The sequence below is a fragment of the Micromonospora sp. NPDC047467 genome (assembly GCF_040643095.1).
GTDB lineage: Bacteria > Actinomycetota > Actinomycetes > Mycobacteriales > Micromonosporaceae > Micromonospora.
On sequence record NZ_JBEYTO010000017.1, the window covers coordinates 55,632 to 74,340 of the forward strand.

The following is an 18,709-nucleotide window of genomic DNA, read 5'->3' on the forward strand; positions in this document are numbered from 1 at the left end:
GCCGCCGCCACCGTCAGTCCGCGTCGGTCAGCCGGCCAGGCCGGCCACCGGGTCGGGATCCAGCACGACAGTCGCCGTACCGGTCTGCGCCGGCACGCCGGGATCGGTCGGCGCGTCGGTGTACTCCGCGACGAAGACCGCGGTCAGGTTGTCGGCCCCACCGTGCCCACCGTCGACGAAGGTGGCGATGGTCCCGGAGCACCCGGTCGCCGAGGAGAGCGGATGCCCGTGCTCATCGTGGCCGAGCACGTAGGTGACCTTCACCCGCGAGCAGTCCACCGGCAGGTCGTCGGTGACCCGCACCTCGTACGCGACCGTCTGCCCGAACTGGAAGGGCTGCCCGGCCACCGGGGCGACGAACTCGACGACCGGCGCGCGTGGCCCGACCAGCAGCGGCAGGGTGGCCGCGGCCGACCGTCCGGTGCGGTCGGTCACCTTCACCGTCGGGGTGTACGCCCCGTTCTCCTGGAACGTCCAGGTCGGGTTCGCCGCGGTGCTGTCCACCGAGCCGTCCGCGTTGAAGTCCCACGCGTAGCTGAGCCGGTCGCCGTCCGGGTCCGTGGTGCCGGCGCTGGAGAACGCCACGGTCAACGGCGCCTGCCCGGCGGTCGGGGTCGCGCTGATCTTCGGGATCGGCGTGCGGTTGCCACGGACGAAGTCGATCCGGGACAGCTGGGCGTCCGGGTTCTCGGCGAAGTAGCCGTCGCCGTACTCCAGCACGTAGAGCGCGCCGTCCGGGCCGAACTCCATGTCCATCGGGTTGTCCACCACCAGGGACGGCACCACCGACCGGATGTCCTTGACGTCACCGCGCGAGTCGAGTCGGAACTCCTTGATGTAGTCCCGGGTCCACTCGTAGAACAGCGGCACACCGTCGTAGTAGGCCGGCCAGCGGGTCCGCGAGGTGCTGGTCCCGTCGTAGTCGTACGCCGGGCCGCCCATCGGGCCGATGCCGCCGGTGCCCAGCTGCGGGAACTCACCCGACGCGGCGGACGGGTACCAGACCTCCGGCTGCTCGACCGGCGGCAGTTGACGCTTGCCGGTGTTGTGGGGCGAGTCGTTGACCGGGCGCTTGCAGTTGAACTTCGGGCCGGACTGACCGGTCGCGAAGTCGTAGTCGCGGTAGGCGATGGTCGGTGTCACGCAGTACGGCCAGCCGTAGTTCGCCGGCTTGTCGATCAGCATCCACCGGCCGTGCCCGGCGGGCCCGCGCTGCGGGTTGGCCGTGGAGGCGTCCGGGGAGTAGTCGGCCAGGTACACGTTGTCGGTGCGCCGGTCGACGGCGAACCGGAACGCGTTGCGTAGCCCCATCGCGTAGATCTCCGGGCGGGTCTGCGCCGTCCCCTTCTTGAAGAGGTTGCCGGCCGGCACCGTGTAACCCCCACCGGCCTTCACCTTGATGCGCAGCAGCTTGCCGCGCAGGTCGTTGGTGTTGGCGGAGGTGCGCTGGGCGTCGAACGCCGGGTTGCGGTCGGCCCGTTCGTCGATCGGAATGTAGCCGTCGGAGAAGAACGGGTTCGTGTCGTCACCGGTCGACAGGTACAGGTTGCCCTTGCTGTCGAAGTCGATCTGACCGCCGACGTGGCAGCAGATGCCGCGGTCGGTGGGCACGTCGATGATCTGCTGCTCGGTGCTGAGGTTGAGCTTCATCCCCTCCAGCTTGAACCGGGACAGCCGCAGCGCGCCTCGGAACCGCTGCCAGTCCGCCTCGGTGCCGACCAGCGGCGCGTCCCCCTCGTTGACGTCGGGGGTGGCCGGGTCGTCGACCGGGGTGTTCATCGGCGGCGAGTAGTAGAGGTAGACCCACTTGTTCTTGGCGAAGTTCGGGTCGATGGCGACCCCTTGCAGCCCCTCCTCGTCGTGCTCGTACACCGGGATGTCGGCGGCGAGGGTGTTCAGCCCGGTGCGCGGGTCGTGGATGCGGACCTCACCGGTGCGGGAGGTGTGCAGCACGCGCAGGTCGGGCAGGACGGCGAGGCTCATCGGCTCGCCGGGGAAGTCGTTGAGCGTCACCTTCTGGAAGCTGCTGTCCGGCGGCGCGGCGGCCGCCGCGGGAGCTGCCGCCGCTGCCGTCGGTACGGCCAGGCCGGCCGTCACCAGGAGCAGGGCGGACGCGAAAGCGGTCCTGTTCATCAGGTAGTCCCCCGAAGTGGTGGTCAGTACCGGAGTGAGGCGAGATAGTCGAAGCCGACCCGGGCGGTGTCCAGGGCGTCGGCGGGGGCGCGCGGCGGGGTGCCCGCGTCGTCGCGCTCCACGATGTACTCCTCGATGCCCGCCTCCCGCTCGTGGGCGAAGATCCGGCCGAAGTCGATGACGCCGTCGCCGAGGTCGGCGAAGCCACCCTCGACGTCCAGGTCCTTGACGTGCACCTGGCGGATCCGGCCACGGTTGGCCTGGATCACGTCGACGGGGTCGTGCGCGCCTCGCCAGGTCCAGTAGAGGTCGAGTTCGAAGTGCACCAGCCGAGGATCGGTCTGCCCGGCGAGGATCTCGAAGCCGGTCGACCCGTTGGTCAGCGGCACGAACTCCAACTGGTGGTTGTGGTACCCGAAGTCCAGACCGGCGCGCTCGGCCAGCCGGCCGGCCTGGTTGAGGTCCCGGGCCAGGGCACGGTAGACGGCGGGGTCCCGGATCGGGCGCCCCTGCGCGTCGCGACCGAAGTACGGGTGGACGATCTTCTTGCTGCCCACCACGTTCGCGTCGGCGAGGGCGCGTTCCCAGGTGGCGGCGTCGAACGGCTGCGGGATGCCGACGTGCCCGGAGGTGGAGCGCAGCCCGGCCGCGTCGAGCGCGGCGCGGAACTGTGCGGCCGTACGCCCGACGAAGCCGGCGTGCTCCACCCTGCGGTAGCCGATGCGCCGCAGGGCGGCCAGGGTGCCGGGCAGGTCGGCGGCGAGCTGGTCACGCACGGTGTAGAGCTGGATGCTGATCCGGTCGGTCGGCACCCGGCGCCGGCCGTGGGAGTGCCCCGCCGGTGCGGCGCTGGCCGGGCCGGCGAGCAGGCCGGCGGTGCCGACGGCGGCGGCGGAGACGGTCGCGGCGCGGAGCACACCGCGTCTGCTGACCGGCTCGGACGCCGTTGTCGGCACCGACTGGTTCCTCTGGTGATCCATGGTGGTGGTCCCTTCCTGACGGCTGGTGTGCCGTCGGCGGCAGTCGACCGGCTGCCGCCGTCCGGGCGCGCCGAACCGGCCGGAGGCGGACTCCGGCTGGACGGTGCGGGACGGCGCGCGGGTGCGGCCCGGACCCGTGTGGGTCGGAACGCGGCGACCCGGTGTGGGCGGCGGCAGGCTGATCGACGGATGGGCAACCCTCTATCTGAATCGGGACCCTACCCTTGCCTCCGGACGAAGGCAAAGCTTTGTATCGATTGGCAGAAGTTTCGCTCCACCTGACAAAAGTGCGCCCACCAGGTGCGGTGGTCGGTCGCACGGCCCACAGCCCGTGCCCCGCATCGTCGATCTCGCGTCGTTCGTCGCCCCGCTGTGCGGGGTCGCGCGCCGCACGGCCGAAAGCGGCGCATCCGTGGCAACAGGTGCGACGGCGGCGTGCCGAGGATGGGACGGGACGTTGCGGGCCGGGTGGGTTGGCGGGGGTCGGGCGGGACCCACAGGCGGCAGTTGTGCGCTTTATTCGTCAACGGCACAGCGCCGGAAAATGCACCGATAAATGCGCCGCCGATTATTTCCGAATGGCATGGACGACCCTGGCCGGGCCGCCAGAATGTGGCGGAGGGAAGTCGAAACGGGGGGACTGAACATGACGCCTAGGCGGCGATTGACGCTGTTGGCGGTAACCATCGCAGCCGCACCGCTCGTGCTGGGTGGATGCACCGCCGATCGGGACTCGGCAGCCAAGACGGCCAAGGAACACGCCCCGCCGCCGGAGCTCACCGTGACGCCGGGGGACAAGACCCGGGACGTTCCGGTCAGTGCCGAGGTGGGCACGGTGGTCAAGGGCGGGCGGGTCACCGCCGTCCGTCTCACCGACGACAAGGGTAAGCAGGTCTCGGCTGAGCCGCGGGAGGACGGCTCGGGGTGGGTGCCGAGCGCGCCGCTGCAACCCCGACGTACGTACACGGCGGAGGTCACCGCAACCGGTGACTCGGGTGCGACGACCACCCGGACCACGACCTTCACCACGATGCCCAAGTCCACCAAACCGCAGATCACCAGCACCCTCTATTTCGTCGGTAACCGGACGTATGGCACGGCGATGCCGGTAACCGTGGCGTTCGACCCGGCAATTCCGAAAGAGGCCAGGGCGGATGTCCAGCGTCGGTTGTTCGTAAAGACGAATCCGCCGCAACCGGGGGCCTGGTCGTGGTTGGAGGACGGAAGCCAGGTGTATTACCGGGCGCCCGATTTCTGGCGGCCGGGCACGACGATCAGCGTTCGTGCCGGGCTGGAGGGGCTGCCCATCGGCAAGAAACTCGTCGGTGACGCCGAGCGGACCGCGACTTCCAAGATCGGCAAGCAGGTCGCGTTGGAGATCGACAACGCCACCAAGCAGATGACCGTGCTGCGCGACGGCAAGCAGATCCGCCGGATCCCGGTCAGCCTCGGCAAGCCGAGCACGCCCAGTTCCAGCGGCAAGATGGTGATCATGGAGAAGCACGAGCGGACCACCTTCGACACCCGGGGCGAGCCGAACGGTGGCTACGTGGTCGACGTGGACGACGCCCAGCGCTACACCTGGGGCGGCGAGTTCATCCACTCCGCCCCATGGTCGGAGGGGGACCAGGGCAACACCAACGTCTCGCACGGCTGCGCGAACGTCTCCGCCGCCGCCGCGGACTGGCTGATGGGGGTGACCCAGGTTGGCGACCTGGTCACCGTCAAGGGCACCGAGGTCGAGTTGCAGCCAGGCAACGGCTGGACGGCGTGGAACGTGAGCTGGGACGAGTTCGTCAAGGGCAGCGCCCTGCCGGTGCCGCCCGGGCTCAAACCCGCGCCGGTCGCCCCGGCGCACCCGGGCGCGGTGGCCGGTGGCTCACCCGCCCCGGCGCCCTCGGTCAGCGGTCGCTGACACACGGTCGACCAGGCCGGCCCGCCAGCACGGCGGGCCGGCCCGTCAGGCCGCCACCCTTGCCGGCGCGCAGCGCCGAGGCGCGTTCAATCCAGCGGTACGCGGGCCACGCCGGACCCGGTCAGGCTGCCCAGCCAGAGTTGGTCGCCGTGCTGGCGTACCCCAGTGATCATCCAGTAGTGCCCGGCCGGGCCGTGCAGCGTCCGGCGGACCGCGCCCTCCCCGTCGACCAGGGCGACCAGCCCGTAGCGGCGCGGCTGCGGCTGCATCGCGTCGGGTAGCAGCGCGGCGATCTGGCGCAGCCGGGGGTGCGGCAGAAGCCGCTCGGCGATCGGCACCCGAGGGCTGGGCAGCGCGATCCAGTACGTCCCGTCGCCCACCGCGGAGAGATTGTCCGGGTACGCGGGCAGGTCGGCGAGCACCCGGACCCCGCCGCCCAACTCGACGCGTAGCAGCCGGTGGGTGGTGGTCTCCACCACCATCAACGCCGACTCGTCCGGGGTCAGCGCGATCCCGTTGGGGAAGTACAACCCGTCCACCACCACGTCGGTGCGCCCGCTGCCCGGATGGTGGGCCAGCACGCGGCCGTTGGGGCGGTGCTCCAGCAGGTCCCGCTTCCAGTGCGAGACCGGGAACCGGTCGGAGCTGTCGGTGAAGTAGACCGTGCCGTCGCGGGCCACCGCCGCGTTGTTGGCCAGGTGCACCGGGGGTGCCGTCCCGGTCAGCTCGCGAACCGCCCCGTCGGGAGTGACCCGCAGCAACCCGCGGTACGCGTCGCAGACGACCAGCGCCTCACCGGACGGGTCCACCTCGATGCCGAGCGGCCGGCCACCGGTCTCGGCCAGTAACCGGGGTCGGGTGCCCGCCGGAGCGTCGGTCGGCCACCACCAGAGGTTGCCGTCCTCGTCGCCGCTGATCACCCGCCCAGCCGCGTCGACCAGCACGTCCTCGGGCCCGACGGCGCCGTCGGGCAGGGGCAGCAGGTCGACGTGGTCGAGCCGGCGGTCGATGGCGGCCCACGCTCCGGTGAGCGGGGGCGGAACGGTGGCCGGCTCGCGGACGGGCCGGATCAGCCGGGGCGGCCGGGGCCGGGGAATCACCATCGGGTCATTCTCCACCCGGAACACCGCCCGCGAGGCGCACGACCGCGCCGCTTCGGCGACCTGTGTCGGCGTGCCTGGTGGCGTGTTCGGCGCCGACCCGGGCCGGCGTGCCGTCGACGGTGACGGGGTGCTCAAGGCGACGAGTGATCGACACCGTATCGGCGATGTGGGGGTGTCCCGAGACTTGGACACACCCATATCGCCGATGTCGAGTGGATCAATGGCCGTCGGTGGCCGAAAGGCCCGAGGCGGGAGCGCTGGCCTGCACCCTGAGAGGGAGTAGGGGGTACCCCGGGGGTTGACCCTGGACGTACCCGGAATCACCCCGTCGAGGGACGAAACTGTCGGTGGTGGCGGCTAGATTTCATGGCATGGAAGATCGCAGCGACCGGATCGACGTGCAGGTCATCGTGGGCGACCGGGTGGTCCAGGTGCGGGTGGCCGGCGAGGTCGACATCGCCACGGTGGCCGCGTTCCGGTCCGCGCTGTGGTCCGCGCCAGCCCGTCCGGTCGTCCAGCTGGAGATGTCCGAGTTGCGGCTGCTCTCCGCCGCCGGGGTGCGCGCGTTGCTCGCCGCGCACCTGCGGATCCGGGCACGGGGCGGCGAGCTCGTCCTGGTCGACCCGACGCCGGTGGTGGCCCGGGTGCTGCGCGTCACCGGCCTGCACCGGGTGATGACGATTCTGGAGCCCGCTCGGGTGGTCGAGGCCGCACGTCGGCCGGTTCCCGCCGGGGTGGTCGGGGCGCCGCGTCGCTCGGTTCCGGCCGTGGCCGCACACCGCCCGCCGACTGTGACCACCGGCCGTCTGCCGGTCGCCGCCTGACCGCCCGGCCTCCTGACAGTCTGACAACCCGGTCGCCCGGCAGCCTGACAACTCGGCAGCCTGACAGCCCGGCCTCCTGAGCCCGGCCGTCTGCCGGTCGCCGCCTGACCGCCCGGTCGTCTGACAGCCCGGTCGCCTGCGGTCGCCGCCTGGCCAGTGAAGACGAAGCGGTGGGGTCGCCAGCGGGCGCCGACGACCCTACCGATGATCCGTCAGCGCACGCCGAGCAGGTCGACGACGAAGATCAGCGTCTCGCCCGGCTTGATGACGCCGGCCGCGCCCCGGTCGCCGTACCCCAGGTGCGGCGGGATGGTGAGCCGGCGCCGACCGCCGACGCGCATGCCGACGACACCCTGGTCCCAGCCGGCGATGACCTGACCGCCGCCGAGCGGGAACTCGAACGCCTCGCCCCGGTTCCAGGACGAGTCGAACTCGCCGCCGGTGGAGTGCGACACGCCTACGTAGTGCACGCTGGCGAGCTGGCCCGGTTCGGCCTGCGGGCCCTCGCCCACGGTGATGTCCTCGATCACGAGGTCGGCCGGCGGCGCACCCTCGATCGGACCCACCTCGGGCTTGCCCGAACGGGCGCCTGCTGCCTGGTTCATGCGGGAACTCCTGCCGTGTTGGGTGATGTGTCCGGTCACCTCGATCCTGCCGGATCGCCTGTCGCCGATGCCCGGCGGTCCCGCCACCTGCCCAGCTCGGCCCGGCAACACCCCTGGGCGCGACCTACCGGACCGCCGTGTCGATCATGAGCGTGACCGGGGTCGACCTCAGGATCGACGGCGGAGGCCGGCAGCCGGGTCGGGTCGCCGGCACCCCTCGCGAGTGCGGCCCTCTTGCGAGGGCCGGCTTCCCGTGCGAGTGCGCGCCTCCTGCGGGGGTGCGGGCAAACGAGTCGGCGGACGTCACCGGTGGTGACGTCCGCCGTGGGGGAGGTGCGGTCTGTGTGGTCACCGCAGCCAGGGCGCCTGTCGGACGATCGGCAGCTTCGCCCAGGCCCCGCCGAGGCCCCAGGTGTCGCCGGCGTTGACCAGCGCCAGGACGGCGAGCACCGCGGCGTAGATCAGGTGGTCGTCCATGAAGGGGTTGTTCTCCGGAGGCAGGACGGCGGTCCACATGAGCACCAGCAGCAGCCCACCGGCGACGGCGGCGACCCGCATGCCGATGCCGAGCAGGAGAGCGACGCCGATCCCGGCCAGGCCGAGCATGAACAGCCAGTCCGCCCAGGCCGCGCCGGCGATCCCGGTGTAGAGGTCCTTGAACGGCCCGGCCACGCCGAAGGTGAGGAAACCCTTGGTGGGGCTGCCCCCGTTGATCCAGGCGTTCTTCGCCTCGGTGCCTTGCCCGAGGCCGAACAGCTTGTCGATGAACGCCCAGAGGAAGATCCAGCCGAGAGCCATCCGGGTGCCGGCCAGGATGTACCGGACGGCCCTCTCCCGGGTGGTGCCCGCCGCCGGAGCGGTGGTCTCGCCGGTGTTCCGCTCGATCGTCGCGGTCATGGTCTCCACGTCCCTTCGTTGCCTCGCACCGCGCTTCCCGGTGGCATCTCCATTGGACACTCGTCGCGTCGGCGTGAGCAGGGTCGATAGGACCGCGATGACCCGGGACCTTGTACCCCTCATGGCCCGGTCCGACGGCACTGACCACCGTCACTGTGCGGCCCTAACGTCCGAGGTGGAGGACTGAGAGGGAGGCCGTGATGAGGACCTGGCAGGTGGGCGACGTGATGACCCGGGACGTCGTGACCGTGGAGGCGGGGACCCCGTACCGGGAAATCGTCGATGTGGTGCTGCGCCGCGGGGTCAGCGCGGTGCCGGTGATCGACGGGTTCCGTCGGGTGCTGGGCGTGGTGTCCGAAGCCGACCTGCTGCACCGGGTCGAGCGTGCTGGTGAGCCGGCGCAGCGGCGGGTCTTCGAGAGCCGCCGTCGGCGCGGCGCGCGGGACAAGAGCGAGCCGTTGCTGGCCGGCGGCCTGATGACCGCGCCGGCGGTGAGCACGTACCCGGAGGCGCCCTTGTCGGCCGCCGCCCGGCTGATGGACCGTGAGCAGGTCAAGCGGCTGCCGGTCCTGGACGACCTGGGCCGGCTCGTCGGCATCGTCAGCCGCTCCGACCTGCTACGGGTGCACCTGCGCTCGGACGCCGAGATCCGCGAGGACGTGGTGCAGGAGGTGCTGCGCCGGGTGCTGGCCGTGCGGGACGGCCTGGTGACGGTCGAGGTCCGCCACGGAGAGGTGACCCTGGCCGGCAGGTTGGACCGCCGTTCCGCCGTCGACCTCGCGGGCCGGCTCGCGGGCCAGGTCAGCGGCGTCGTGCGGGTGATCAACGCGATCGCCTACAACGCCGACGACACGGTCACCGATCCGGGTCAGGTGATGCCGGTCGCCTGAGGACCGCCGGGCCGCCAGCACACGGCCCGGGCCACGCTTTCGCCGGAGCCCCAACGACGGGCGGGCCGTTCGCCTAGGCTCGGGAACGGCCCGCCGGCGAGCCAGATCAGCTGTCAGCGGCGGCGTACGAGCGAGGTGGCGGTGCGGTGCGCCGTGGTCGAGGCGGTGGGCGCCGGTGACTGACGTGACGGTCGCGGTGCCGCTGTGGGCCTGGGTGGCGGTCGGTGCGGTGATCATCGTGCTGCTCGCAGTCGACCTGGTGTCGCACCGGGACAGCCACGTCATCGAACTGCCCGAGGCGCTGCTCTGGAGCGCCGCCTGGATCTGCGCGGGCCTGCTGTTCGGGCTGGGCGTCTGGTGGGGCCTCGGCGGGGACGCGGCCATCGCGTACTACTCCGGCTACCTGCTGGAGAAGGCGCTCTCGGTGGACAACGTCTTCGTCTTCGCCCTGCTCTTCGGCTATTTTCGGGTGCCGTCGGGCTATCAGCACAAGGTGCTGTTCTGGGGGGTCGTCGGCGCGCTCGCGTTCCGCCTGCTGTTCATCGTGGCGGGCGCCGAGCTGCTGGAGCGGCTGGCCTGGGCCGGGTTCGTGCTGGGCGCCTTCCTGATCTGGACCGGGTGGCGGCTGGCCGTACGCGGGGAGCCGGACGTCGACCCGGACCGCAACGTGGTGGTCCGGCTGTTCCGTCGGGTGGTGCCCACCGACGCCCGGTTCCACGGCGACCACTTCACCGCCCGGGTCGACGGTCGACGGGTGGCGACTCTGTTGCTGGTGGCGCTGGTCGCCATCGAGGCCACCGACGTGATCTTCGCCATCGACTCGGTGGCGGCGATCCTCGCCATCACCACCAACATCTTCCTTGTCTGGACGGCGACCGCGTTCGCCGTGCTCGGGCTGCGTAGCCTCTACTTCTGCCTCGCGGGCCTGTTGCGGCACTTCGGCTACCTGCGCTACGGGCTGGCTCTGCTGCTCGCCTTCGCGGGGTTGAAGCTGATCCTGGCCGAGACGCCGGTGGGCAAGCTGCCGATCTGGTTGACGCTCGCCGTGGTGGTGCTGACCCTGGCGGTAGCCGTCGGGGCGAGCATCCTGGCCGCCCGGCGCGCCCGCTGAATTCGGGCGTCCCAGCCGCCAGCTAGCTCGGCGAGGCGCCAGCCCGGGCCTCTGAGGCGCGGGTCAGGGGCGACCGGGCTCGATCCGGGCCGTCACGTCGAGGTGCGCCGGGTGGCAGTCGGCCGTCACGGCGAACCGGCGGACGGCGGCGTCGACGTGCTCGCGGACGCTGCCGGCATCGGCCGTCAGGTCCACGCTGATCCACACGTCGGGGTGCGGCGGTGCGCCGGTCAGCACGACCCGCGCCCGGCGTACGCCCGGGGCGGCGGTCAGGTCGCGTTCCAGCGCGTGGGCGAGAACGTCGGCGGCCAGTCGGGTCCGGCCCGGACGTCGACCGGGCTGGCTGAGCGTTCCGTGCAGTGCGGTGCCGGGCCGGCGTAGCTCTCGGGCGAGCATGCGTTGCCCGGTCAGGGCGAGCAGCACGCCGGCGACCGCCGCGGCCAGGGTGCTCCACGGGGCGGCCAGTCGCCACCGGTCCAGCAGCCCGGCGTTGAGCAGCGCCGTGCCCGGATCACCTCCGGGTATCCCGCCGAACCCGAGGGCCAGCGCCGTCGTGCCGCCCGCCACCAGCAGCAGCGCGAGGATGGTCCACAGCAGGCGGTGCGCGGCGTTGGTCATGCCGGCCGTCCACGACGGGGCAACCGGACCTCGATCCGGCCGGTCCGTGGCGCGGCCAGCCGGTGCAACTCCTGGCGTACGGCGTACTCGACCTCGACCCGGGCCGCCGGATCGCCGGTGGCGCGCACCCGGGGGCGCCACCGGCCGCCGCGCTGGCGGACCCGGACGCGGGCCCGGCGTACGCCCGGGACGGCGCCCGCCACGTCGGCGAGACGCCGTTCCACGCTGCGGCGGTGCAGGTGCCAGCCGTCGGCCTCGTCGACCCGCAGCCGCACCGGTGTCCACCGGCGCAGTTGGGCGACGAGGATGGCCAGGCCGAGCAGCACGGCCGCCCCGGCGACCGCCCGGACCGTCGGGTCGCGCCACCGGGCGGCGCTCAGCGTGTCGTACCAGCCCGTCCGGTCCAGGACCGACGCCGGGCGGTGCAGGCTGACCAACAGGGCCTGGACGGCCAGCAGGGCGCCGCCGACGAGCAGCGCGGCGGCCAGCAACACCGAGGCGACCCGGTTGACGGTACGCATCTCAGCCGGTCGTCCCCGCGGCGCTGACGTCCACGCCGGGGACGAGCAGGTCGTCCACGGTGACCGTCACCGTCGTCACGGTCAGGCCGGTGCGGGCGGCGATCCCGTCGGCCACCGCTGCCCGGACCGACTCGGCGACGGCGGACACGCTGTGCCCGTACCAGGTGATCAGATGCAGGTCGAGGCCCACGGACCGGTCGTGCAGGCGTACGGACGCCGGGTTGACCGCGCAGACGCCGCGTACCTGACGGGCCGCTTCGGTCGCGATCCGCGTGACGGTCGGCACGTCGATGTCGGTCGGGGCGACGCCGGTCGTGGTGGACGGGCGGGTGGTCATCGGCGGCGCCGGGAGCCGGTGCGGTCGCCCAGCCCGGTGACCGCGAGGTCACCGTCGAGCACCCGGACGACGAGCCAGCCGAGCAGGCCGGCGAGTACGGCGACGGCGGTCACCTCGACGCCGGCGAGCGCCCAGACCGCCACCCCGAGGAAGCCGGCGAGGAAGCCGAACTGCTGTCGCGACATGTCACCTCCCGGCCGGTGCGCTACCGGCGATGCCGCTGGATACACCGAGCGGCCATCCCTGGAACGTCGCGCCGATGTGATCCGCGTCACATCACGCCTCGGCTCGCCATGATCGGGCACCTAGACTCGGCCCGGTCGACGACCGGGGGATGGGGCAGATGACGAGCAGCGACGATCGCGGCTGGCTGCGGGCCCTGCCCGCCGACGGTGGGCGCGATGCGCTGTTCACCCGCGCCGGCCACTGGGTGTACGCGGCATGCCGGCTCAGCGACCTGGTCCAGGGTCGTCCTCCGGGTGTGACCGGCAGCCAGTGGAGTTCGGCCAGCCGGACGGCGTTCGACCTCGTGGTCTGCGCCGCCGACTCCGGCCGGCCGGTCGTCGCGGTGGAGATCGGCCCGGTCGCGCTGCCCGGTTCGGCCCAGCAGCGCGCCGAGCGACTCACGGACGCGGTCAGCGCCGCGGTGGGGCTGCCCGTGCTGCGGGTCGGGTCGCCCACGCTGCGGGCCGCCGAGCACGGCCGGCGTCTGGTCGAGTACGTGATCGACGCGCGGGCCTACGCGGCGGGCGCCGGGCTGGGTGGTGGCGAGGACGAGCCCGCCCCGGTGGGCTTCCGGGACATCCTCGGGCGGCTTCCGGACGGTCGCACCGGCCCGGTCAACGACCTCGGCGCGGTGACCCGCGCGGCGGCCGTCGAGGCGTACGTGGCCGGGCGGCTGGCCGACCCGATCGTCCGCGCGCTGCACGTGCGTTGGGTGGACGGCCCGGCGCAGGGGTGGGGTTGGGTGCAGGTGCGCCCGGACGTGTGTCTGGTGGAGCGGGTCTCCGTGACGGAGCAGCGGTTCTCCTGTGGCGTCGACGCGGCCCGATTGGCCGAGGATCTCGCGGCGGTCGCCGTCGGTGCGCGGCTGCGCGCACTGGAGGCCGACGGCCCGGCACTGCTGGCGCGGGCCGATCTCACCGCGGAGATCGTCGCGTTGAGCCGTCGCCGTCACGAACTGGTGGGTGGTTTCGCCTTCGACCACCTCTGCGTCGACTGACCGAACACTTTCCGCGTTGGCCCCTGCCCCGCACCCGATCCGCGTCGGGTAGGGGCCAATTTTCTGTGCACCGGTTGAACCTTCCCGAGCGCGGTCCCGTACTCCTGCGCGAATGAACAGGATCTCCCCATCCGCGTCGACGGGACGCGGGAGACGGTGCGGAAAGGGCATCGTCGGCCATCGACACGTTACCGGGTAGGTCGCGGTGGTCGCCGCCGTGGCGTGCCATCTGACATCCGTCGGTCCGCCGAGGGCAGGAATCCACTACCGGATCGAGAAGGAGAGCAATTCGATGCGCAGGTCCACTCGGGCGCGCCGGCCATCCGGCATCGCGCGGAGCAAGCGTCTGTTGGCTGTTGTCGGCACGCTCGTGGTCTTCGGCGGAGTAGTTGCCGTCACCCAGATTTCGTCGGCCCAGGACCGGCGGACGAACAAGCCCCGTCCGGCCTCGGGGCAATGCGTGGAGCCGAGCCCGGGATCGACCGCGCCGAGCGGCGCCTCGACCAGTCGGACCTGGCAGAACGGCCGATGGGTACGCAATCACTGGGGTGACGGGCAGCAGACGGTCGCGGAGTGCGAGGACGGCAAGGACGGCACGGTCGGCACCGGTTCGGCCATCGCCTGTCCGGATGTGGCGGCCAAGCTGCCGCAGGTGCCGGACCGGGCGCGGGCCGAGGTCGACCGCAACCTGGCGCAGTTGCAGACCCAGATCGCGGATGCCGACCGCCGGCTGGCCGCCGAGGGCAACAAGGGTGAGGCGTTCATCCGCAACGCGATCCTGCAGCCGTTGGCCTCCAAGCGGAAGGCGGTGCTGGATCGGATCACGCTCGCCATCGACCGGGTCGGGCCTCGCCCGCAGGGTCTGGCGCAACTCGCCGAGTGCCAGGTGCAGCCGACCGGCAACAACGGTGGCGGCAACAACGGTGGCGGCAACAACGGTGGCGGTGGGAACACCGGCGGTGGCAACAACGGCGGTGGCAACAACGGCGGTGGCAACAACGGCGGCGGTGGGAACACCGGCGGTGGCAACAACGGTGGTGGCAACAACGGTGGCGGGAACGCCCCCGGCGCCGGGCTCGGCGTGCTCGCCAACAACTGCGACGAGAGCCAGTTGCAGGCGCACGACGGTTTCCAGAACGGCAACCGCTGCGTGAGCACCGCGTTCGGTGAGGTCGGCGCCGCCGCCAACAACCCGTCGCTGCTGATCACCCAGTTCCCGCAGCAGGTCGCCCGCGACCAGTCCTTCACCCTGCGGATCAGCACCCGCAACCTGGTCCGGGATCGCTTCCTCGCGGCCGGTCAGGGCGGGTACTACGTGGAGAGTTCGCTGCTCAACGGCCAGGGCCTGGTCCGGGGCCACTTCCACACCGCCTGCCGGATGCTGGACAGCCTGACCGCGCCGCCGGAGCCGCAGGAGGTGCCGGCGTTCTTCGTCGCCACCGAGGACGGTCGCGGCGGTGCCCAGCCGGACGAGGTGGCCATCCAGATCCCGGGTCTGCCGGAGTCGGGTACGGCGCAGTGCGCGGTCTGGGCCGGTGACGGTTCACACCGTCTGCCGATGATGGAGCGGGCCAACCAGACCCCGGCGTTCGACGCGGTACGTATCGAAGTCAACTGATTCTGGAGTAGGCCGGTCACCCGGGGCGAGCAGCCTCGGGTGACCGGCCGTACACAAACTGACGGGGTCACGCCGTTACCGGCGGGACCCCGTCCTGTGTCGCCCGATCAGCGGTTCTTGTACGCCTCGACGACCTCGACCGGGATCCGACCCCGTTCGGAAATCTTGTAGCCGTTCTTGACCGCCCATTCCCGGATGGCGCGGTTTTGCTCCCGGTCCATTCCCGCGCCGCTGGGTCGCCCTGGGCGCCGGACTGTCCGCGTGCTCTCCGCCGGACCGCGACCGATCCGCCGACCGGCATTGATGTACGGATCCAGTGCCTTGCGCAGGACGCCAGCATTCTCGTCCGAGACGTCGATGGTGTAGGCCACGCCGTCGAGGCTGAACTCGACGGTGCGGTCGGCCTTCCCGCCGTCGAGGTCGTCCGTCAGCACCGTGATTACTTTTCTCGCCATTGCCAATTACTCCCTGTGTGTGGCGGGATGTGTCCAAAGTCTGACCTACTACCCGGGGAAACCGCAACAATATGCGTGCCATTCATTTCGGCGCGTCGCGATTGAGTGCTCAGCAAAACCGGGATCGGGTGCTGAATCGACGGCGCGGACGCAATGTCATTCGTGAGCAGGCCAGGCCAGCCCGCCGGCGACGGACACCTCCGCCCGCGTGGAAACCCGCAGCTTGCGCGGCAGTGCGGCGGTCATCCATTTTCACCGTCCGCTCCGATGCGTGCAGTTCGTCGGCGGCGTTGCGACCGGCGGCGATCGCCCGCAGCAGCCGGCGCTCCGCGCTGTTCAAGTCGACGGGCACGGGCCACGACGGCAGCAGCGGCGCGACCGGCCCCGAGTTCGCCGGACGCCGACTCGTCGTCGGCACGTCGGCAGTGGTCTGGGTCACACCCCGGAACAAGGGGAACGCTTTGTTACTTGAGTGGTACACGCTCAACTCAACGCGATAGCAGGTGTTCGATGGCAACTCTTCCGGTACTTCCCCTGACCGACGCCGTTCTGCTGCCCGGCATGGTCATCCCGGTGACCCTCGACCCGACCACCCAGGCCGCCATCGACGCGGCGCGGGCGACCGGCGACCGCAAGCTGCTGGCCGTGCCGCGTATCGACGGCGAGTACGGCCCGGTCGGAGTGGTCGCCACCATCGAGAAGGTCGGCCGGCTGCCCGAGGGCGAGCCCGCCGCCGTCATCCGTGGCCTGTCCCGGGCCCGGATCGGTTCCGGCGTGCCCGGCCCCGGCGCCGCACTCTGGGTCGAGGCGACCGAACTCGACGAACCCGCGCCCGCCGGCCGCGCCCGGGAACTCGCCCGCGAGTACCGGGCCCTGGTGACCTCCGTGCTCCAGCAGCGGGGCGCCTGGCAGGTCATCGACGCGGTGGAACGCATGACGGACCTCTCCGAGCTGGCCGACTCGGCCGGCTACGCGCCCTGGCTGACTCTGGACCAGAAGACCGAGCTGCTCGCCGCGCCGGACGTCACCGCCCGACTGGAGCTGCTGGTCGGCTGGGTGAAGGACTACCTGGCCGAGCAGGAGGTCACCGAGCAGATCAACAGCGACGTCCGCGAGGGGCTGGAGAAGTCCCAGCGGGAGTTCCTGCTGCGCCAGCAGCTCGCCGCGATCCGCAAGGAGCTGGGCGAGGACGAGCCGGACGGCTCGGCCGACTACCGCAGCCGGGTCGAGAGCGCCGAGCTGCCGGAGAAGGTCCGCGAGGCGGCCCTGCGGGAGGTCGGCAAGTTGGAGCGGGCCAGTGATGCCTCCCCGGAGGCGGGCTGGATCCGCACCTGGCTGGACACCGTGCTCGAAATGCCGTGGGGCACGCGTACCCAGGACAACACCGACCTGGCCGCGGCCCGTGCGGTGCTCGACGACGACCACGCCGGCCTGGCCGACGTCAAGGACCGCATCCTGGAATACCTGGCCGTGCGCAACCGGCGGGCCGAGCGCAACCTCGGCGTGGTCGGTGGTCGCGGCTCCGGCGCGGTGCTCGCCCTCGCCGGCCCTCCCGGGGTCGGCAAGACCAGCCTCGGCGAGTCGGTGGCGCGGGCGCTCGGGCGGAACTTCGTGCGGGTCTCGCTCGGCGGTGTGCGCGACGAGGCCGAGATCCGGGGCCACCGGCGCACGTACGTCGGCGCGCTGCCCGGCCGGATCGTCCGTGCGCTGCGGGAGGCCGGCTCGATGAACCCGGTCGTGCTCCTCGACGAGGTGGACAAGCTGGCCGCCGGCTACGCCGGCGACCCGGCCGCCGCCCTGCTGGAGGTGCTGGACCCGGCGCAGAACCACACCTTCCGGGACCACTACCTGGAGGTCGACCTGGACCTGTCCGACGTGCTCTTCCTGGCCACCGCCAACGTGGTGGAGTCCATCCCCGGCCCGCTGCTGGACCGGATGGAGCTGGTCATGCTGGACGGCTACACCGAGGACGAGAAGGTCGCCATCGCCCGGGACCACCTGCTGCCCCGGCAGCGGGAGCGGGCCGGGCTGACCGCCGACGAGGTCAGCATCGCCGACGAGGCGCTCGCGCTGATCGCGGGGGAGTACACCCGGGAGGCCGGCGTCCGGCAGCTCGAACGTGGCCTGGCCAAGATCCTGCGCAAGGTGGCGGTGGCGCTGGCGACCGACCCGACGCCGGTACGTGTCGACACCGACAACCTCGCCACCTACCTGGGGCGGCCGAAGTTCACCCCGGAGTCGGCCGAGCGCACCGCGGTGCCCGGCGTGGCCACCGGCCTCGCCGTCACCGGCGCCGGCGGGGACGTGCTGTTCATCGAGGCGACAAGCATGGAGGGTGAGCCGGGGCTGACCCTGACCGGTCAGCTCGGTGACGTGATGAAGGAGTCGGCACACATCGCCCTGTCGTACCTGCGCTCCAACGGGCGGCGGTTCGGCATCGACCCGAACGTCCTGGCCGGACGCCGGATCCACGTCCACTTCCCGGCGGGCGCGGTGCCCAAGGACGGCCCGAGCGCCGGCATCACCATGGTCACGGCCCTGGCGTCACTGGTCACCGGCCGACCGGTCCGCCCGGAGTTCGGGATGACCGGCGAGGTGACGCTCTCCGGTCGGGTGCTGCCGATCGGCGGGGTGAAGCAGAAGCTGCTCGCCGCGCACCGGGCCGGCCTCACCGAGGTCATCATCCCGGCCCGCAACGAGCCGGACCTGGACGACCTGCCGACCGAGGTGCGCGAGGCGCTGACCGTGCACACCCTGGCCGACGTGGCCGACGTGCTCGCCCTGGCGCTGCGCCCGGCCGAGGTCGAGGCGCTGGACGGCCCGGCGCTCGCCGCGGCCTGACGCTCCACCGCAATGGCCCCCGCCGTCTTAGAGACGGCGGGGGCCATTGATGTACGCGCACAGCGGGCTACTGTCTCGCTTGAGCCCTCAACTACCTCTCCGCCGCGAGGCGGTGCCCCTGGAGGAAACCCCCGTGAACGTGCTGCTCTGGATCATCCAGATCCTGCTCGCCGCTGTCTTCGCCGGCGCCGGCCTGGCCAAGCTGACCCAGCCGAAGGAGAAGCTGCGCGACCGGATGGGCTGGGTCGACCCCGTTCCGCCGACCCAGGTCAAGGCGCTCGGCGCCGTCGAGGTGCTGGCCGCCCTCGGGCTCGTGCTGCCCGCCCTCACCGGCATCGCCACCGTGCTCACCCCGCTGGCCGCCCTCGGGCTGGTCATCGTCATGATCGGCGGCATCCTGGTGCACCTGCGCGATCTGAAGAAGCAGGACACGCAGGACGGCCGGCGGACGGAGATCCAGGGCGCGATCACCTGCGCGGTGCTGCTCGTCCTCGCCGCCGTGGTGGTGTGGGGCCGCTTCGGCCCGTACTCCTTCTGACCGGCACCGTCGGCGCAGCAGCGGGCGCAGCGCCGGGAACAGGTCCAGCACCTCCGCCGTCGCCACCGCCCCGTCGCGCCTGCCGTCGGCGACCAGGCGCA

17 protein-coding genes and 1 pseudogene are annotated in these 18,709 nt (G+C 71.9%); 8 read left to right on the top strand and 10 right to left on the bottom strand.

Annotated elements, in window-relative coordinates; translation table 11 throughout:
- Positions 1–27: 27 nt before the first annotated feature.
- Both ABZ780_RS30615 and ABZ780_RS30620 read right to left on the bottom strand, forming a co-directional pair.
- The gene (locus tag ABZ780_RS30615; protein WP_357000761.1) at positions 28–2,133 is read right to left on the bottom strand and encodes a PQQ-dependent sugar dehydrogenase; all 2,106 of its coding nucleotides are present in this window, start codon (positions 2,131–2,133) and stop codon (positions 28–30) included.
- A 23-nt stretch (positions 2,134–2,156) separates the two neighbouring features.
- Complete coding sequence (locus ABZ780_RS30620) at positions 2,157–3,113, bottom strand: sugar phosphate isomerase/epimerase (protein WP_357488267.1); 957 nt, start codon at positions 3,111–3,113, stop codon at positions 2,157–2,159.
- 646 nt (positions 3,114–3,759) lie between these two features.
- Between ABZ780_RS30620 and ABZ780_RS30625 the strand changes: the two genes are divergently transcribed.
- Positions 3,760–5,028 (top strand): Ig-like domain-containing protein, encoded by a 1,269-nt coding sequence (locus ABZ780_RS30625; RefSeq protein WP_357488268.1) that lies wholly within the window; start codon positions 3,760–3,762, stop codon positions 5,026–5,028.
- An 86-nt stretch (positions 5,029–5,114) separates the two neighbouring features.
- Here ABZ780_RS30625 and ABZ780_RS30630 read toward each other — a convergent pair whose 3' ends face one another.
- Entirely contained in the window at positions 5,115–6,131 is a 1,017-nt protein-coding gene (locus ABZ780_RS30630; protein WP_357488269.1) for an SMP-30/gluconolactonase/LRE family protein, read from the bottom strand.
- Between the two features lie 371 nt (positions 6,132–6,502).
- Here ABZ780_RS30630 and ABZ780_RS30635 point away from each other — a divergent pair, with 371 nt between their 5' ends.
- Positions 6,503–6,955: an STAS domain-containing protein gene (locus ABZ780_RS30635; protein WP_357000772.1), complete on the top strand. Its 453-nt coding sequence runs from the start codon at positions 6,503–6,505 to the stop codon at positions 6,953–6,955.
- A 212-nt stretch (positions 6,956–7,167) separates the two neighbouring features.
- Here the strand turns inward: ABZ780_RS30635 and ABZ780_RS30640 are convergent, their stop codons facing one another.
- Both ABZ780_RS30640 and ABZ780_RS30645 read right to left on the bottom strand, forming a co-directional pair.
- A complete protein-coding gene (locus ABZ780_RS30640; protein WP_357000775.1) occupies positions 7,168–7,560 on the bottom strand; it encodes an FKBP-type peptidyl-prolyl cis-trans isomerase in 393 nt (130 codons plus the stop codon).
- Between the two features lie 348 nt (positions 7,561–7,908).
- The gene (locus tag ABZ780_RS30645) at positions 7,909–8,466 is read right to left on the bottom strand and encodes a hypothetical protein (RefSeq protein ID WP_357488270.1); all 558 of its coding nucleotides are present in this window, start codon (positions 8,464–8,466) and stop codon (positions 7,909–7,911) included.
- 191 nt (positions 8,467–8,657) lie between these two features.
- On the opposite strand from ABZ780_RS30645, the gene ABZ780_RS30650 reads away from it, so the two are divergent.
- Complete coding sequence (locus ABZ780_RS30650) at positions 8,658–9,347, top strand: CBS domain-containing protein (protein WP_357488271.1); 690 nt, start codon at positions 8,658–8,660, stop codon at positions 9,345–9,347.
- A gap of 151 nt (positions 9,348–9,498) precedes the next feature.
- Positions 9,499–10,458 (top strand): annotated as a pseudogene (locus tag ABZ780_RS30655) (TerC/Alx family metal homeostasis membrane protein); the annotation flags it as partial.
- 63 nt (positions 10,459–10,521) lie between these two features.
- On the opposite strand, the gene ABZ780_RS30660 reads toward ABZ780_RS30655, so the two are convergent.
- The 4 genes from ABZ780_RS30660 to ABZ780_RS30675 are packed head-to-tail and all read right to left on the bottom strand — an operon-like array spanning position 10,522 to position 12,119.
- A complete protein-coding gene (locus ABZ780_RS30660) occupies positions 10,522–11,076 on the bottom strand; it encodes a hypothetical protein (RefSeq protein ID WP_357000783.1) in 555 nt (184 codons plus the stop codon).
- Positions 11,073–11,597, bottom strand: a complete 525-nt coding sequence (locus tag ABZ780_RS30665) for a hypothetical protein (RefSeq protein WP_357488272.1) — start codon at positions 11,595–11,597, stop codon at positions 11,073–11,075. The genes ABZ780_RS30660 and ABZ780_RS30665 overlap by 4 nt, the downstream gene beginning before the upstream one ends.
- Before the next feature lies 1 nt (position 11,598).
- Positions 11,599–11,934 carry an Asp23/Gls24 family envelope stress response protein gene (locus ABZ780_RS30670; protein ID WP_357488273.1) on the bottom strand — a complete coding sequence of 112 codons (336 nt, stop codon included), beginning with the start codon at positions 11,932–11,934 and terminating at the stop codon, positions 11,599–11,601.
- Positions 11,931–12,119: a hypothetical protein gene (locus tag ABZ780_RS30675; protein ID WP_357000790.1), complete on the bottom strand. Its 189-nt coding sequence runs from the start codon at positions 12,117–12,119 to the stop codon at positions 11,931–11,933. Before ABZ780_RS30675 ends, ABZ780_RS30670 begins: the two co-directional genes overlap by 4 nt.
- A gap of 158 nt (positions 12,120–12,277) precedes the next feature.
- On the opposite strand from ABZ780_RS30675, the gene ABZ780_RS30680 reads away from it, so the two are divergent.
- Entirely contained in the window at positions 12,278–13,156 is an 879-nt protein-coding gene (locus ABZ780_RS30680) for a DUF2726 domain-containing protein (protein ID WP_357488274.1), read from the top strand.
- 292 nt (positions 13,157–13,448) lie between these two features.
- The gene (locus tag ABZ780_RS30685) at positions 13,449–14,774 is read left to right on the top strand and encodes a hypothetical protein (protein ID WP_357488275.1); all 1,326 of its coding nucleotides are present in this window, start codon (positions 13,449–13,451) and stop codon (positions 14,772–14,774) included.
- Between the two features lie 107 nt (positions 14,775–14,881).
- Here ABZ780_RS30685 and ABZ780_RS30690 read toward each other — a convergent pair whose 3' ends face one another.
- On the bottom strand, positions 14,882–15,229 hold the full coding sequence (locus ABZ780_RS30690) for an Lsr2 family protein (protein WP_357000797.1): 348 nt from the start codon (positions 15,227–15,229) through the stop codon (positions 14,882–14,884).
- Between the two features lie 510 nt (positions 15,230–15,739).
- Between ABZ780_RS30690 and lon the strand changes: the two genes are divergently transcribed.
- Positions 15,740–18,070, top strand: a complete 2,331-nt coding sequence (lon, locus tag ABZ780_RS30695; RefSeq protein WP_357000802.1) for an endopeptidase La — start codon at positions 15,740–15,742, stop codon at positions 18,068–18,070.
- A gap of 133 nt (positions 18,071–18,203) precedes the next feature.
- Positions 18,204–18,608 (top strand): DoxX family protein, encoded by a 405-nt coding sequence (locus ABZ780_RS30700; RefSeq protein ID WP_357000805.1) that lies wholly within the window; start codon positions 18,204–18,206, stop codon positions 18,606–18,608.
- Positions 18,609–18,709 lie beyond the last annotated feature (101 nt).

What these genes read in the sequence shown, in the direction of transcription:
- ABZ780_RS30675 (WP_357000790.1), bottom strand. Translation starts at nt 12,119, where the DNA reads ATGTCGCGACAGCAGTTCGGCTTCCTCGCCGGCTTCCTCGGGGTGGCG.
- ABZ780_RS30615 (WP_357000761.1), bottom strand. Translation starts at nt 2,133, where the DNA reads ATGAACAGGACCGCTTTCGCGTCCGCCCTGCTCCTGGTGACGGCCGGC.
- ABZ780_RS30680 (WP_357488274.1), top strand. Translation starts at nt 12,278, where the DNA reads ATGACGAGCAGCGACGATCGCGGCTGGCTGCGGGCCCTGCCCGCCGAC.
- ABZ780_RS30670 (WP_357488273.1), bottom strand. Translation starts at nt 11,934, where the DNA reads ATGACCACCCGCCCGTCCACCACGACCGGCGTCGCCCCGACCGACATC.
- ABZ780_RS30620 (WP_357488267.1), bottom strand. Translation starts at nt 3,113, where the DNA reads ATGGATCACCAGAGGAACCAGTCGGTGCCGACAACGGCGTCCGAGCCG.
- ABZ780_RS30640 (WP_357000775.1), bottom strand. Translation starts at nt 7,560, where the DNA reads ATGAACCAGGCAGCAGGCGCCCGTTCGGGCAAGCCCGAGGTGGGTCCG.
- ABZ780_RS30650 (WP_357488271.1), top strand. Translation starts at nt 8,658, where the DNA reads ATGAGGACCTGGCAGGTGGGCGACGTGATGACCCGGGACGTCGTGACC.
- ABZ780_RS30630 (WP_357488269.1), bottom strand. Translation starts at nt 6,131, where the DNA reads ATGGTGATTCCCCGGCCCCGGCCGCCCCGGCTGATCCGGCCCGTCCGC.
- ABZ780_RS30690 (WP_357000797.1), bottom strand. Translation starts at nt 15,229, where the DNA reads ATGGCGAGAAAAGTAATCACGGTGCTGACGGACGACCTCGACGGCGGG.
- ABZ780_RS30660 (WP_357000783.1), bottom strand. Translation starts at nt 11,076, where the DNA reads ATGACCAACGCCGCGCACCGCCTGCTGTGGACCATCCTCGCGCTGCTG.
- ABZ780_RS30685 (WP_357488275.1), top strand. Translation starts at nt 13,449, where the DNA reads ATGCGCAGGTCCACTCGGGCGCGCCGGCCATCCGGCATCGCGCGGAGC.
- ABZ780_RS30625 (WP_357488268.1), top strand. Translation starts at nt 3,760, where the DNA reads ATGACGCCTAGGCGGCGATTGACGCTGTTGGCGGTAACCATCGCAGCC.
- lon (WP_357000802.1), top strand. Translation starts at nt 15,740, where the DNA reads ATGGCAACTCTTCCGGTACTTCCCCTGACCGACGCCGTTCTGCTGCCC.
- ABZ780_RS30635 (WP_357000772.1), top strand. Translation starts at nt 6,503, where the DNA reads ATGGAAGATCGCAGCGACCGGATCGACGTGCAGGTCATCGTGGGCGAC.
- ABZ780_RS30665 (WP_357488272.1), bottom strand. Translation starts at nt 11,597, where the DNA reads ATGCGTACCGTCAACCGGGTCGCCTCGGTGTTGCTGGCCGCCGCGCTG.